This window comes from Actinoplanes sp. NPDC051343 (genome assembly GCF_044455125.1).
Taxonomy (GTDB): domain Bacteria; phylum Actinomycetota; class Actinomycetes; order Mycobacteriales; family Micromonosporaceae; genus Actinoplanes.
Window position 1 is genome coordinate 300334 of sequence record NZ_JBITEL010000014.1, and the last position, 14736, is coordinate 315069.

General features: G+C 71.1%; 13 protein-coding genes. 6 read left to right on the forward strand and 7 right to left on the reverse strand.

Features of this window, described 5'->3' with window-relative positions:
• Window positions 1–2: 2 nt before the first annotated feature.
• Complete coding sequence (mftA, locus tag ACIA5C_RS38315) at window positions 3–140, reverse strand: mycofactocin precursor MftA (protein WP_396064042.1); 138 nt, start codon at window positions 138–140, stop codon at window positions 3–5.
• Window positions 141–250: 110 nt separating this feature from the next.
• Between mftA and mftR the strand changes: the two genes are divergently transcribed.
• On the forward strand, window positions 251–880 hold the full coding sequence (gene mftR / locus ACIA5C_RS38320; RefSeq protein WP_396064045.1) for a mycofactocin system transcriptional regulator: 630 nt from the start codon (window positions 251–253) through the stop codon (window positions 878–880).
• Window positions 870–2366, forward strand: a complete 1497-nt coding sequence (gene mftG / locus ACIA5C_RS38325) for a mycofactocin system GMC family oxidoreductase MftG (RefSeq protein ID WP_396064047.1) — start codon at window positions 870–872, stop codon at window positions 2364–2366. The genes mftR and mftG overlap by 11 nt, the downstream gene beginning before the upstream one ends.
• 36 nt (window positions 2367–2402) lie before the next feature.
• Here mftG and ACIA5C_RS38330 read toward each other — a convergent pair whose 3' ends face one another.
• The 5 genes from ACIA5C_RS38330 to ACIA5C_RS38350 form a co-directional block, all read right to left on the reverse strand.
• Complete coding sequence (locus ACIA5C_RS38330; RefSeq protein WP_396064049.1) at window positions 2403–3752, reverse strand: FtsX-like permease family protein; 1350 nt, start codon at window positions 3750–3752, stop codon at window positions 2403–2405.
• Window positions 3749–4519, reverse strand: coding sequence for an ABC transporter ATP-binding protein (locus ACIA5C_RS38335; protein WP_396064051.1), 771 nt, complete (start codon window positions 4517–4519; stop codon window positions 3749–3751). Before ACIA5C_RS38335 ends, ACIA5C_RS38330 begins: the two co-directional genes overlap by 4 nt.
• Window positions 4520–4641: 122 nt before the next feature.
• The gene (locus tag ACIA5C_RS38340) at window positions 4642–6714 is read right to left on the reverse strand and encodes a PQQ-dependent sugar dehydrogenase (RefSeq protein WP_396064053.1); all 2073 of its coding nucleotides are present in this window, start codon (window positions 6712–6714) and stop codon (window positions 4642–4644) included.
• A complete protein-coding gene (locus ACIA5C_RS38345; RefSeq protein WP_396064056.1) occupies window positions 6714–7901 on the reverse strand; it encodes a nucleotide disphospho-sugar-binding domain-containing protein in 1188 nt (395 codons plus the stop codon). Before ACIA5C_RS38345 ends, ACIA5C_RS38340 begins: the two co-directional genes overlap by 1 nt.
• Complete coding sequence (locus tag ACIA5C_RS38350; protein ID WP_396064058.1) at window positions 7898–8332, reverse strand: nitroreductase/quinone reductase family protein; 435 nt, start codon at window positions 8330–8332, stop codon at window positions 7898–7900. Before ACIA5C_RS38350 ends, ACIA5C_RS38345 begins: the two co-directional genes overlap by 4 nt.
• Window positions 8333–8560: 228 nt before the next feature.
• Here ACIA5C_RS38350 and ACIA5C_RS38355 point away from each other — a divergent pair, with 228 nt between their 5' ends.
• Together ACIA5C_RS38355 and ACIA5C_RS38360 are read left to right on the forward strand one after the other, a co-directional pair.
• Window positions 8561–10018 carry an NDP-hexose 2,3-dehydratase family protein gene (locus tag ACIA5C_RS38355; protein WP_396064060.1) on the forward strand — a complete coding sequence of 486 codons (1458 nt, stop codon included), beginning with the start codon at window positions 8561–8563 and terminating at the stop codon, window positions 10016–10018.
• The gene (locus ACIA5C_RS38360; RefSeq protein ID WP_396064062.1) at window positions 10005–10991 is read left to right on the forward strand and encodes a Gfo/Idh/MocA family protein; all 987 of its coding nucleotides are present in this window, start codon (window positions 10005–10007) and stop codon (window positions 10989–10991) included. Before ACIA5C_RS38355 ends, ACIA5C_RS38360 begins: the two co-directional genes overlap by 14 nt.
• On the opposite strand, the gene ACIA5C_RS38365 is transcribed toward ACIA5C_RS38360, so the two are convergent.
• The gene (locus ACIA5C_RS38365) at window positions 10976–11587 is read right to left on the reverse strand and encodes a dTDP-4-dehydrorhamnose 3,5-epimerase family protein (RefSeq protein WP_396064064.1); all 612 of its coding nucleotides are present in this window, start codon (window positions 11585–11587) and stop codon (window positions 10976–10978) included. The genes ACIA5C_RS38360 and ACIA5C_RS38365 overlap by 16 nt on opposite strands.
• Before the next feature lie 203 nt (window positions 11588–11790).
• Here ACIA5C_RS38365 and ACIA5C_RS38370 point away from each other — a divergent pair, with 203 nt between their 5' ends.
• The gene (locus tag ACIA5C_RS38370) at window positions 11791–12954 is read left to right on the forward strand and encodes a DUF993 family protein (protein WP_396064066.1); all 1164 of its coding nucleotides are present in this window, start codon (window positions 11791–11793) and stop codon (window positions 12952–12954) included.
• Window positions 12955–13006: 52 nt separating this feature from the next.
• Window positions 13007–14736: type I polyketide synthase (locus ACIA5C_RS38375; protein ID WP_396064068.1), on the forward strand; the 1730-nt coding region annotated here is incomplete at its 3' end.

A 14736-nucleotide genomic window follows, 5' to 3' on the forward strand; every position in this document is an offset into this window, starting at 1 on the left:
CGTCAGTAGACGCCGCACATGCCGTCGATGGAGACCTCTTCGACCAGGTCGTCGTCCTCGATGAGAGGCTCGACCGGAGGATGCTCGGGGCCGGTGTCGCCGGCGTCGGGCGGGTCGGCAAGATCAGTTTGCTCGTTCATGATTCCTCCTCAGCCCGGGAGACCTGGCTTCGAGGCTAATGGCATGCGGTGCCAAAATGGAAGGCGCGGACGGAGATTTTCCGGACGATCGGCGACGGAGTGGAGACAGCGTGGCGAAACCGGCGACCGGCGCGGACGATCCGCCGGCGGTTCGAAGCGGACGCCCGCGGGTCGCGTCCCGGGCCGAGCTGGAGCGGATCGGGTTCGCCCTGTTCGAACGGCACGGTTTCGAAGAGACCACGATCGACGACATCGCCGCCTCCGCAGGCATCGGCCGCCGCACCTTCTTCCGGTATTTCGCCTCGAAGAACGACCTGGTGTGGGGCGACTTCGAGGACCATCTGACCGGCCTGCGCTCGCTGCTCGCCGCGGTGCCGGCCGAAGTCCCGATGATGGACGCGCTGCGCGAGGCGGTGATCGAGTTCAACCGGTTCGACCCCGAGGTCGTGCCGTGGCACCGGCGACGGATGGAACTGATTCTGCGGGTGCCCGCCCTGCGCGCCGACTCGACGCTGCGTTACCACTCCTGGCAGGCGCTGATCACCGAATTCGTGGCCGCTCGGCTCGGGCAGAAGGTGACCGGCGCGGTGCCGCGGCTGATCGGCAACGTGGCGCTGGCGACCAGTGTGACCGCGTACGAACTGTGGCTCGACGACGAGACCGCCGACCTCGCCGCGCTGCTGGACTTCTCGTTCCGGCAGCTGGCGACCGGTTTCCGCGAGTTCCGCGATGAGGCATGACATCGTCGTGGTCGGTGCCGGGGCGGCCGGTGCCGCGCTGGCGGCCCGCCTGAGCGAGGACCCCGCCGCACGGGTCGTCGTCCTCGAGGCGGGGCCGCTCGACATCGCACCCGGGCTGCTCGACGCCCGCCGGATCCCGGGAGCGCAGCCCGGGCACCCGGCCACGGTCAGCTACCCGGTCAACCTCGCGCCGGGACGGCCCTGGGCGGTTCCCCGGGGCCGGATTCTCGGCGGCTCGACGACGGTCAGCGGCGGTTACTTCGTCCGCGCCCGGCGCGAGGACTTCGCTCGCTGGTCGGCGGCGGGCAACCCGCAGTGGGCGTACGAGCGGGTGCTGCCGTTTCTGCGGCGGATGGAGTCCGACCTCGACCATCCGGACGGAGACCTGCACGGGCACGACGGTCCGATGCTGATCCGCCGGTCCGGTCTGGACCATCCGGCGGCCGCGGCGTTCCGGCAGAGCGCCGCGGCCTCGGGATTTCCGGCCGAGACGGACAAGAACGATCAGGGGCTGCCCGGTTTCGGACCGGTGCCCTGCAATATCGAGGCCGGGATCCGGCGCAACACCGGCCTCTCGTATCTGAGCGCCGACGTGCGGGCGCGGCCCAACCTCACCGTCATCGGCGAGTGCCGGGTGAACCGGATCCTCACCGAGCGCCGCCGCGTCACCGGTGTCGCCACCTCACGTGGCACCGTCGAGGCCCGTACGGTCGTGGTCTGCGCCGGCGCGTTCGCCACGGCCCAGTTGCTTCTGCTGTCGGGCATCGGACCGCGGGCCGAGCTCGAGCGCCTGGGGATCCCGGTGATTCGCGACGCCCCGGCCGTCGGCACCCGCTTCAGCGACCATCCTCAGCTGGTGCTGGAGTGGCAGCCGCGGTATGACCACGCCCCACCGGACGGCACCTGGCTCGGTGGCTGTCTGCACCTCGATTCGAGCGACGCCGCCGGCCACCAGGGCAACCTGGAGATCCTGCAGTCGCTGGTGCCCATGGCGTCGCTTTCGAGCGGTCCGGCCGACGGCCCGCCGGCGTTCCTGGTCTCCGATCAGACGCCCGTCCGGAGCGGTACGCTGCGGCTTCGCTCGGCCGATCCGGACCGGCCGCCGTTCATCGACTACGGCTATCTCGGTAGCCGGGGAAGCCTCGGTCGTCTGCGGGAAGCGGCGCGGGTCACCGCCGGCATCGTGGGCGCCATGCCGTCGCCCGGGCGGTTGCTCGAGCCCGGGCCTGCGGTTCTCCGCGATGACCACGCGCTGGACGACTGGATCCGGAGCCATCTCGGAACCTCGCAGCACACCTGCGGCACCGCGCCCATGGGACCCCCGGACGACGGCGTCGCGGATCAGCACGGCCGGGTGCACGGCGTGGCAGGCCTCCGGATCGCCGACACCTCCCTGCTGCCCGACGCGCCGCAGCGTGGCCCGGCCGCCACCGCCGTGCTCATCGGCGAGCTAATCGCCGACGCCGTCCGGCGGAACGGGGAGTGAGCTCCGGCGTCCGGGGGAGAACGCCGGAGCTCACGGTCAGGCGACGGCCGCGGCGGCCGCCGGGCGGCGCAGGTTGTGAAGCGTCACCACGACCGTCGAAGCGATGGAGATGAGGGCGGCCGTGCCGAGGATGCCCAGGTAGATCCCGATGCCGCCGGCGGGGTGTATCTCCTTGGCGTACGCGTAGGGCAGGAACGTGAACGCGGCCGCGATCAGCCCGTAGAAGGCGCCCGCGAGGGTCAGGGCCAGTGATTCGCCCGCCACCATGCCGATCAGCTGAGCAGGCGTCGTGCCGAGGAGGCGGAGCTGGCCGAACTCGCGGCGCCGATCGACTGTGGCGGCGGCCAGCGTGTTTACCACCATCAGGGCCGCGAACAGCAGGAGCATGCCGATCACGATGAGGTTGGTGGCCTCCACGTTGCGGTCGTACGCCGTCTTGGCCAGACCGATCCGGTCGCGCGCCGCGTTGTCGGTGGCGACCATGTAGAGAGTGCCGCCCGCGATGCCGGTGAACATGATGATCGGCATCGCGGCGCTGGACAGGTTGCCGACGTTGCGCCGCAGGTTGATGCCGGCCAGCGAGCCGATCGGGCCGGAAGCCGCGCTCAACAGGCCGGAGAGCAGACGGGTCATCCCGCGCAGCAGGGGCGGCGCGATCAACGCGAATCCGATCGCCGCGAAGATCGACGCCTGGCCGGCCGTGGCCATCGGGTCGGAGCCGGGGGCGCCGTGCATGACGGTCGCGGTCACCACGGCCAGATTCACGCCGAGCAGCAGAAACAGGATCGCGGCGATGACACGGATCTTGCCGAGTTTCGTCCGGCGGCCGGCGGTCTCGGCCCCGGCCCCGCCCCGGCCGATCCGGCGGGCCGTGAACACGACCGCGAGCAGGGCGCCGACGACGCTCACCGCGGCACCCGAACCGATGGCGAGACCGCCGAACTGGTGCTTCACGTCGTCGGCGACCTGGTCGGCCGAGATCATCCAGGCCAGCAGGGCGCGGCCGATGAGAGCACCGGGGACGAGCGCCGCCGCGAGCGCCAGCACGGTCAGCGCCGCGGTCTCGCCGAACACCAGCCGGGTGACCTGGCCCGGCGTGGCGCCGAGCCGCTTGAGCAGGCCGAGTTCCTCGGCCCGCTGCCGGACATGCAGCGAGAGCATGGCGGCCACCGCGTACGTGACCAGCGGCAGGCTCCAGCCCACCACGATGAACCCGGGGGTCCGCAGTGCTTCCTGGCTGCCGCTGTCACCGGTGGCATTGGCCGTATCGAGCAGCGAGCCGAACGACATGAGCAGAATCGCGCCGAGGAACATCGCGAGGAAGCTCGCCGCGTACCCGCCGGGGCGGAACCGCAGGGTGCGCAGGGAGAGGCCGAAGGTGCTCAACTCGCCACCCCCGCCGCGGTCTCGCCGAGCTGAGTGATGCGGGCGGCGACCTGCTCGGCGACCGGGTTGTGCATCTCGTCGACGAGCCGGCCGTCGGCCAGGAAGAGGACGGTGTCGGCATAGGACGCCGCGATCGGGTCGTGGGTGACCATCACGACCGTACGCCCGTCGGTGTCCACCGATTCGCGGAGCAGTTGCAGCACTCCACGGGCACTGGCCTGGTCGAGCGCACCGGTCGGCTCGTCGGCGAAGGTCACCGCGGGCGAGGCGAGCAGCGTGCGTGCGATGGCGGCTCGCTGCTGCTGACCGCCGGAGATCTCGCCGGGCCGGCGGTCACGGTACTCGGCGAGGCCGACCCGGGTGAGCAGGGCCCGGCGCAGATCGCGGTCGACGCGGCGGCGGGCGAGCTTGAGCGGGAGGCTCACGTTCTCCTCGACGGTGAGGGCGGGGAGCAGGTTGTACTGCTGGAAGACGAAGCCGATCCGCCGGCGGCGGAGTTTGGTGAGGGCCGCTTCACCCAGACCGGTGAGGTCGACGCCGTCGAGCACGACCTGGCCCGAGGTGGGGCGGTCGAGGCCGGCGGCCACCTGGAGAAGCGTGGTCTTGCCGGATCCGGAGGGGCCCATGATGGAGGTGAAGGTGCCGCTGCGCAGCGAAAATGAGACGTCACGGAGGGCGGTCACGGGCTGACCCGTTCCGGTGAAGATCCGGCCGACTCCCTGCAGCCGAAGGGCTGCGTTGTCGCCGCTGACGGTGGCGTTGACCATCTCAAGCCCCAATCTGATCGTACGTATGTATAGATTGACCCTACCTGATAGATGCCCGTCCGCGGAACCGGGACCGCGACGACCGGCACACCATGCCGGTCGTCGCGGAGTTCACACCGTGATCAGGAGGTGGGCGGTACGTAGACCGCGGCGGTGCCGGTCTGAGGCGGATCGCCGGTGTCGGTGTAGGACGCGACGAAGACCGCCGTCAGGTCATGCGCACCGACGTGACCGGCGTCCAGGAACGTCGTGATCGAGCCGGTGCAGCCGAAGTACGTGGACATCGGGTGCCCGTGCTGCTCGTGGCCGAGAACGTAGGTCACGGACACCTTCGAGCAGTCCACCGGCTGGTCGTCGACCACGTGAACCTCGTAGTCGACGGTGTCTCCGAATTGGAACGGCTGGCCGCTCACCGGCGTGACGAAGGTCAGCTGCGGCGCCAGGGTGCCGACCGGCAGGATCACCTCGGCAGACGCCGATCGGCCCTTGCTGTCGGTCACCTTCAGCGTCGGGCGGTAGTTGCCGTTGCGGGTGAAGGTCCAGCTCGGGTCGGGTGCCGTCGAGTCGACCGTACCGTCGGCGTCGAAGTCCCACGCGTAGGTCAGGGCATCGCCGTCCGGGTCGGTCGTCCCGGCACTGGAGAACGCCACGGTCAGCGGCGCCTGACCGTACGTCGGATTGGCCGTCGCCTTCGGTACGGGCGAGTGGTCGCCCCGGACGTAGTCGATCCGGGACAGCTGGGCCTCGGGGTTCTCGGCGAAGTAACCGTCGCCGTACTCCAGGACGTAGAGCGACCCGTCCGGGCCGAACTGCATGTCCATCGGGTTGTCGAAGACGAACGACGGCAGCAGCGCGTCCATGCCGGTGATCTGGTGGTGCCGGTCCAGGTGGAACGCCTCGACGTAGTCCCGGGTCCACTCACCGAACAGCGGGAGCCCGTCGAACGCGGCCGGCCACTTCGTGGTGGACGGGTTCCGCGGGTCGTAGTGGTACGCTGGTCCGCCCATCGGGCCGATGCCGCCGCTGCCCAGCTCGGGGAATCGCGCGCTCGGGCCGTTCTCGTACGTCAGCTCGGGCTTCTCGACCGGCGGCAGATTACGCAGGCCGGTGTTGTGCGGCGAGTCGTTCACCAGGTGGGCGCAGTCGAACGGCTTTCCGGAGACGCCGGTGGCGAAGTCGTAGTCCACATAGGGCAGATCGGGTGCCGCGCAGTACGGCCAGCCGTAGTTCGCCGGCTTGTCGATCGCCATCCAGCGGCCGTGCCCGTTCGGTCCGCGCAGCGGGTCGGCCGTCTCGGCGTCGGGCGAGTAGTCACCGAGGTAGACCACGTCGGTGGTGCGGTCGACCGCGAACCGGAACGGGTTGCGTAGGCCCATCGCGTAGATCTCGGGACGGGTCTTCGGTGTGCCGGGCGGGAAGAGATTGCCCTTCGGGATGGTGTAGTCGCCGTCCGGACGGACCTTGATACGCAGCAGCTTGCCCCGCAGATCGTTGGTGTTGCCGGCCGAGCGCTGCGCGTCGAATACCGGGTTGCGGCCCGGGCGTTCGTCGATCGGTGCGAATCCGTCCGAGAAGTACGGGTTGCTGTCGTCACCGGTGGACAGGTAGAGATTGCCCTTGCTGTCAAAGTCGATCTTGCCGCCGACGTGGCAGCACATGCCCCGGTCGGTGCCCACCTCGAGAATCTTCTGCTCGGTGCCGAGCTGCAGCGTGTTCCCGTCCAGCTTGAACCGGGACAGCCGCATCACGCCTTTGAACGGCGCGAAGTCGGCGTCGGTCCCGTCGGCCGGTGCGTCGCCCTCGTTGATCGCGCCGGTCGTCGGATCGTCGGCGGGCGTGTTGAGCGGTGGCGAGTAGTAGATGTAGACCCAGTGGTTACGGCTGAAGCCGGGGTCGATCGCGATGCCCTGCACGCCCTCCTCGTCGTGCTGGTAGATCGGGATTTTCGCGGCCAGCACGTTGCGTCCGGTGGACGGCTCGTGGATCCGGACCTCGCCGCTGCGGGCGGTGTGCAGCACCCGCAGATCGGGCAGGACGGCGAGGGCGATCGGCTCGCCCGGGAAGTCGTCGAGCGTCACCTTCTGGAAGGCGGAGTCGGGTGGCAGCGTGCGATGGCCCGGGTGCGCGACGGCCACCGCCGGGTTGATGAGTACGGCCGTGGCGGCGGCCGCCAGCAGGCTGAGTCGGCGCAGCATCAGTGACCGGCCTCTCCGCTGGAGACCAGCTTCTCGATCCGCTCGACGGCGGCGTGCATCGGCGGCAGCGATCGCATCTCGTCCCGGATGCCCCGGGCGGCCGCGCGGACCGCGGGCTCCTCCAGCGCGCGCACGATCGCCGTACGGATGGCGTCGATGTCGTCCTGTTCGGCCCGGCTCCGGAAGGAGAAGCCGGCGCCCGCCTCGGCCAGGCGCCGCGCGAAGTCGAAGCTGGTGCCCCACTGCGGCAGGACCACCTGGGGCAGCCCGAACGCCGTGGCGGTCAGGCCGGTACCCGCTCCGCCGTGGTGGATGACCAGGTCGCACGTCTCCAGGAACAGGTTCAGGGGCATGCGCTCGACCGGCATCGCCCACTCCGGCAGGGGGCCGACGACCGCGTGGCTCTCCGCGCTGAGCGTGACGACGACCTCGATCCCCGGCACGTCGCCCAGCGCCTTCAGCACGTTGTGCACGGGACGCGGCCCGGTCATCGGCGTCGAGCTGCCGAAGATCACGCAGACCCGGCGTTTCTCCGGGCGGTGCCGGGCCCAGCCGGGCAGGTTGCCGGCGCCGTTGTACGGCGCGTAGCGCACCCGGATGTCGGCGGCCGGTGCGTCCTCCGACTGCAGGCTGGCCGGCACCGGGTCGATGGTGAGATCGGGCTCGGCGAGCCCCGGCCGGCCGAGGCGCTCGACGGTCGGCGCCAGCATCTGCCGGGCCGTGTCGTAGAACGGGCCGGTGAGCGGGGCCAGCCCGGTGAGCTGCCGGACAAAGGGAACGTCGACCGCCGAGCCGACCAGCCAGCCCAGCAGCGACATGCCGTCACCGATCACCACGTCCGGCTTCCAGTCGGCGGCCAGCGCGAGGAAGTCGTCGATCTGGGCGGCCGCGTTCGGCACCAGCGCCGCCGCGCCCTGGCCCCACCAGACCTTGCCGTCCTCGGTCGTGCGGCTGGCCAGCACCTCCAGCGGGAACATCTCCGGCGGCAGGCCCTGCCGGGTCTGCTCGTCGAGCGCGACCATCTCACCGATCTCGGCCAGGTTGAGTCCGGCGCCGCGGGCGGTCGGTGCGATGTCCGGGTCGCCGCCGATCAGCACCTGGTGGCCGGCGGCCCGCAGGGCCCAGGACAGCGGCACCAGCTCGGTCATGTGGGTACTCATCAGCATCGGCACTATCAGTGCTTTCATCGGCCCTCCCCGGGCGTCGGCTCGAGCACGACGACCGGGATCTGCCGCTCGGTGCGGGCCTGCAGATCGTCGTAACCCGGATAGATCTTCACCATCAGCTGCCAGAACTCGCTTCGCTCCGGCTCCTCGGTCACGACCCGCGCACGGGCCTGCGTCCGGAGGGCCATCACCTGGACCGTGACCTCCGGGTTCGCGGTCAGGTTGTGGTACCAGTCGGGGTGGTTGACCTGGCCGTCCCGGCTGGCGATGACGACGTGGCCGGCCGGGCTCGGCTGATAGACCAGGACGCACTTGTGCTCGCGCCCGCTGTGCCGCCCGGTGGTGGTCAGCAGCAGGGTGGGCGGGGCCAGCGGGTCCTCCCAGCCGCCCCCGGTCTCGCCGTTGCACTCCTCGTACCGGCGTGCGTGTTCGGCACCCCAGAGCGTGATCATCTTCTCTCCCTTCGCCGAGTGCGGCGGGTGCGTTCATCCCACCGGCCGGCGATGTACCGGGCGACCCGTGGCGGCCCAATTAGGGGGCGGGTAGTGGGCGCGGCCGCCGGGCCGGGTGCCCGGGGCGGGGCCGGTAGGGGTTGTCGGCCACTTCGGACCGTCCATACGCTTTCGCCGCGACCAAGTCCCCCATCCCTGACATCGACGTTCCACGGTCTGGAGGCGAGCATGGTGGTGGCGGTCCTCGATCGGACGCCGGCCATCGGTGACGACGCGACGGCCTGGCGGTTCCTGCGCTCCGCGCTGACACCCGCCACCCCGACCGCGCCGGACGGGCACTTCGACGAATGGTTCGCGCGTCGCTGCGGCGCCAACGCCTTCGAGGTGGACCGTGTGCCGCTGACCGCTCTGCCCGGGTGGCACTTCGACGACGGCACGGGCGACCTGCGGCACGAGAGCGGGCGGTTCTTCACCGTCGCCGGACTGCTGGCGCGCACCGACCCGGGCTGGCGGGCCGAGTGGCGGCAACCGATCATCCTGCAGCCCGAGATCGGCACCCTCGGCATCCTCGCCAAGGAGTTCGACGGCGTCCTGCACTTCCTGATGCAGGCCAAGATGGAGCCGGGCAATGCCACGATCGTGCAGCTGTCGCCGACCGTACAGGCCACCCGCAGCAACTACACCGGCGTCCACCGCGGCGCCGCCATCAAGTACCTCGAGTTCTTCGCCCCGGGCCGGCATCGCGTTCTCGTCGACTCGCTCCAGTCCGAGCAGGGGTCCTGGTTCCTGCACAAGCGCAACCGCAACATCGTCGTGGAGACCAGCGACGACGTCGCCGTCGACGACGACTTCTGCTGGCTCACCCTCGGTCAGATCCTCGGGCTGCTGCGCCGGGAGAACGTCGTGAACATGGACTCCCGTACGGTCGTGTCCTGCATCCCGCTGCCGCCGGAGGCCCCGGCCGGCGAGGGGTTCGCGGCCTCGCTACGACGGTCGATGTCGCGCGAGGCGGAGCCGCTGCACCCCGACGGCCAGGTGCTGAGCTGGCTCACCGGGATGCGGGCGCAGCACGAGTTGATCCAGCAGCGCATTCCGCTCGATGCCGTCCTGGGCGGCGAATGGTTCCGCGACGACGAGCGGATCGCCCGCCGGGACGGCCGCTTCTTCTCGGTGATCGGAGTCGACGTACGCGCCAGCAACCGCGAGGTCCGCAGCTGGGGGCAACCGCTGCTGGCCCCGGCGCGGCCCGGGCTGGTCGGCCTGCTGGTGAAGCGGCACCGCGGGGTCGCGCACGTGCTGGTGCAGGCCCGGGTCGAGGCGGGCGCCGCGGTGGTGGCCGAGCTGGGCCCGTCCGTGCACTGCCAGCCGGACAACTACCGCGACGCCGAGCCCGGCACCCGCCCCGCGTTCCTCGACTGGCTGCTCGCCGTGCCCGCCGGCCGGCTGCACTACGACGCGGTGCAGTCCGAGGAGGGCGGCCGCTTCTATCACGCGGTCAATCGGTACGTGGTGGCCGAGGCCGACGAAGCGGTGCCCGACGAGGCACCGGACGGCTACCTGTGGGTGACCCTCCGGCAGCTGACCATGCTGATGCCGCACGGCAACTATCTCAACGTCGAGTTGCGCAGCGCGCTGGTGTGCGTGCACAGCCTGTGGTGCGCCGGAAGCGACGATGACGAGTCCTGACCGCGTCCGGATCGGCGTGCTGGGCTGCGCCGACATCGCCTGGCGGCGGACGTTGCCGGCGCTGGCCGAGGCGGGGCGCTTCGACCTGGTCGCGATGGCCAGCCGCGACGGTCGGAAGGCCGCCGGCTTCACCGGCCGCTTCGGTGGTGAGCCGCTGACCGGCTACGACGCGCTGCTGGCCCGGGACGACGTCGACGCGGTCTACATCCCTCTCCCGCCCGGCCTGCACGCCGAGTGGATCGAACGGTCGCTCGCGGCGGGCAAGCACGTCCTGGCCGAGAAGCCGCTCTCGACGTCGGTCGCCGACACGTCGCGGCTGGCCGGGCTGGCCCGAGCCGCCGGCCGGGTGCTGTGGGAGGATTTCGCGTTCCTGCACCATCCGCAGCACGAGGAGGTGCGGCGGCTGGTGGCCGGTGGCGCGATCGGCGAGTTGCGGGCGGCCACGTTCGCCTTCACCGTGCCGGCCCGGCCCGAGGGCGATATTCGCCTACGCGCCGACCTGGGCGGGGGAGCGCTGCTCGACGCGGGCGTCTATCCGATCCGGGCGGCACTGCACCTGCTCGGCCCCGAACTGCGGGTGGCCGGTGCGGTTCTGCGCCACGATCGGGCGTACGGCGTCGACCTCGGCGGGACCGCTCTGGTGGAGGCGCCGGGCGGGGTGTCCGCGGCGCTCTTCTTCGGACTCGACGACACCTATCGCAACGCGTACGAGCTGCACGGCACCCGGGGGACGCTCCGTCTCGACCGGGTCTTCACGCCCCTCGAAAAACACGAACCGGTGATCGTGATCGACGGCGCCGGCGGGCACCGGGAGATCGGGCTGGCCCCGGCCGACCAGTTCGCCGAGGCGTTCCGGGCCTTCGCCGACGCCGTCATCGGCCGCACCACCCGGGACGCGACCCGCGACGACCTTCTGGTGCGGCAGGCCGCGCTGGTGGAGGCGGTCCGGGGGACGCCTCACGCGATGCGCTGAGGCAGTACGCCCGCATAGGCCTGGAGGCACTGTTCGTACGTGGGGAGCAGCCCCGCCGCGGCCGCCTCGCGCAGGGTCGGTGCCGCCGCGTCCTTCTCCGACTGGATCGGAGGCTCGGTCAGGCCCCACGGCAGACCGAGTTCCGGGTCGAGCGCGTTGATGTCGATCATGGTGCCCGGGATGTATTCGGTCGAGCAGATGTAGCTCATGCACGCCATCTCGGTCAGGGCCAGGAAGGCGTGTCCCAGCCCGTCGGCGAGATAGACCGCGACGCCGGAGTCCTCGTCCTGCTGGGTCACCTCGAACTCGCCGAACGTCGGCGAGCCGACGCGCAGGTCGACGACGACGTCGAGAACCGCGCCGCGGACGCACGTGACCAGCTTGGCTTGGCCGGGCGGAAGCGCGGTCCCGTGAATGCCGCGCAGTGTGTTCTTGTGCGACACCGAATAATTCGCCTGGGCCACGGTGAACGGATATCCGATTCTCTCCGAAATGGCGTCGGCGCGTACTGCCTCATAAAATACGCCGCGCTGATCGGCAATCTTCTGCGGCCGGATCCGAAACGCGTTGCTCAGCGACATCGGGGTGATTTCCATGCCCTGCCTCCCTGGTTCGCCGTCCGATCCGGCTGCTGTCATCCTGGCAAAAGGCCCGAGCGGGGGGCACCGGTAACGACCCCCTAAATGCGGACCGGCGTGGCCTTGATAGGGGATTTCTAGGGGCTCGGAAAAGTTCTTCGCTCGATATCGTCGAAGCCCACGGATCTATTCGCCGGCACACCAGAAGCGAGGGCCGAATTGTGATCAAACTGCCTGATCAGGACGGCAAGCTCACCGCGTACACGCCGCGGAACGCGCCGCGCGAGCGCGTGCCGGCCGACGGGCCGTTCCGCAGCCGGGTGGCGGTCGCCGCCGCTCACGTGGTCGTCGACCCGCTCGCCGCCAACGAGCCGTTCGGCACCCCCCTCGTCGACTGGGACGCCACCCTGGCCTTCCGCCGGCATCTGTGGTCCGAGGGGTTCGTGGTCGGTGAGGCCCTCGACACCGCCCAGCGGGGCATGGGCCTCGACTGGGGACTCGCGTCCGAGCTGATCCGGCGCAGCGGTGCCGAGGCGGCCGCGGCCGGAGGCCGGCTGACCGCCGGGGTCTGGACCGACCAGATCGACCCCGCGACCACCGACCTGGCGGCCGTCACCGCGGCGTACGAGCAGCAGCTGGAGCTCGTCGACGAGGCCGGGGCGCAGGCCGTCATCCTCTCCAGCCGTCAGCTGGCGGCGGGCGCCACGTCGGCCGAGGACTACGCGGCCGTCTACGGCAAGCTCCTGGGCAACGCCTCGCGGCCGGCGATCCTGCACTGGGTCGGCCCCGAGTGGGACCCGGCGCTGGCCGGCTACTGGGGCAGCGCCGATCCGGAGACCGCGATGGCGAACTTCCTGGACATCGTGCGGGCCAACGCGGCGAAGATCGACGGCGTCAAGGTCGCGCCGCTGCCGATCGAGCGCGAGATCGAACTACGCGGCAAGCTGCCCGAGGGCGTCCGCTGTTACACCGGCGACGACTTCAGCTACCCCCAGCTGATCGCCGGCGACGGCACGACGCACAGCGACGCGCTGCTCGGTGTGCTCGACCCGCTGGCCGGTCTGGCCGCCGACGCGATCCACCTGCTGGACGACGGCGACGTCGAGGGCTTCCGTCGCCTGCTGGACCCGTCCGTCGAGCTCTCCGGCCACCTCTTCAAAGGCCCCGGCATGAACATCCGGTTCTACAAGACCGGCTTCGTGTTCCTCGCCTGGCTGGCCGGGCACCAGAGCCACTTCCGGATGATCTGGGGTGAGCAGGCGGCCCGCTCGGTGCCACACCTCGCCCGCGCCTACCAGCTCGGCGACCAGCTCGGCCTCTTCCCCGAACCCGCCCTGGCCGAGCACCGCATGCGGGTGATCCTGACCACCGCCGGGCTCGACTGAGCAACCGGACGGACGGTGTCGGCCCGGCCCCTGAACGAGTGGAGTGGCACTGGTGAGCAACGAGGCGAAGCTGCTCGACTACTTGAAGCGGGCAACCGCCGACCTGCGGGCCGAGCGGGAGCGCAACGCCGATCGGGAGCGCCGTGCTCACGAGCCGCTCGCCATCGTCGGCCTGGCCTGCCGTTACCCGGGTGGGGTCACCTCGCCCGAGGAACTGTGGGAGCTGGTCGCCCAGGGGCGCGACGCGATCGGGCCGTTCCCCGTCGACCGCGGCTGGGACCTCGACGGGATCTACGATCCGGAGCCGGGTGCGCCGGGACGCACGTACGTCCGCGGGGGCGGCTTCCTCGACCGGCCGGGTGACTTCGACGCGCCGTTCTTCCAGATCAGCCCGCGCGAGGCCCGGCTGATGGACCCGCAGCAACGGATCCTTCTCGAGCTGGCGTGGGAGGCGCTCGAACGGGCCCGGATCGCCCCGGGCTCGTTGCAGGGCAGCGACACCGGAGTGTTCGTCGGCGGCATGTACCACGACTACGGCACGGGCAGCAACGGGGGGAGCCTGCTGTCCGGGCGGATCGCGTACACCCTCGGCCTGGAGGGGCCGGCCGTCACCGTGGACACGGCCTGTTCGTCGTCGCTGGTCGGACTGCACTGGGCGGCTCAGGCGCTGCGGCGCGGGGACTGCGCGCTGGCCCTGGTCGGCGGCGTCGCGGTGATGGCCACCCCCGAGGCGTTCGTCGACTTCAGCGAGCAGCGGGGGCTGTCGGCGGACGGCCGGTGCCGGTCGTTCGCCGACGACGCCGACGGGACCGGCTGGAGCGAAGGAGCCGGGCTGCTCGTCCTGGAGCGGCTCACGGACGCCGAGCGGCTTGGGCATCCGGTTCTGGCCCTGGTCCGGGGCAGCGCGGTCAACCAGGACGGCGCCAGCAGCGGGCTCACCGCACCCAGCGGCCCGGCCCAGCAGCGGGTCATCCGGGCGGCGCTGGCCGACGCGGGGATCACCAACCACGACGTGGACGCCGTGGAGGCACACGGCACCGGGACCACGCTCGGCGATCCGATCGAGGCGCAGGCGCTGATCGGCGCGTACGGCATCGGGCGCACCGGGGCGCCGCTGTGGCTGGGGTCGCTCAAGTCGAATCTCGGGCACACGCAATCGGCGGCCGGCATCGGCGGGATCATCAAGATGGTCATGGCGATGCGGACCGGGCGCCTTCCGCGGACGCTGCACGCGTCCTCGCCTTCCTCCAAAGTGGACTGGTCGGCCGGCAACGTCGCGCTGCTGCGGGAACCGGTGCCCTGGCCGGCGGCCGAACGGCCGCGGCGCGCGGGAGTGTCCTCGTTCGGGATCTCCGGCACCAACGCCCACGTGATCATCGAGGAATCCGCACCTACCGACGTGGCCCCCGCGGCGACGCCGGTGCCGGTGCCGGTGCCGGTCTTCCTCTCCGCGACCGACCCGGACGCCCTGGAGCGGCAGGCGCGGCGGTTGCGCGCCTGGCCGGACGCCGACCTGGCCGAGCTGGCCTGGTCGAGTGTCGCCACCCGGACGCTGCTCGACTGCCGCGCCGCCGTGGTGGCGTCGGACGTGGGTGAGTTGGGGGCGGGTCTGGGGTCGGTAGTAGGGGTCTCCGGTCGTGGTGGCGGCGGCCTGGCCGTGTTGTTCTCGGGCCAGGGTTCGCAGCGTGCCGGGATGGGCCGGGAGCTGTGCGAGGCGTTTCCGGTGTTCGCGTCGGTGTGGGAGGAGGTCTGGCAGTTCTTCGGGGTTGATTCGGCGGTTGT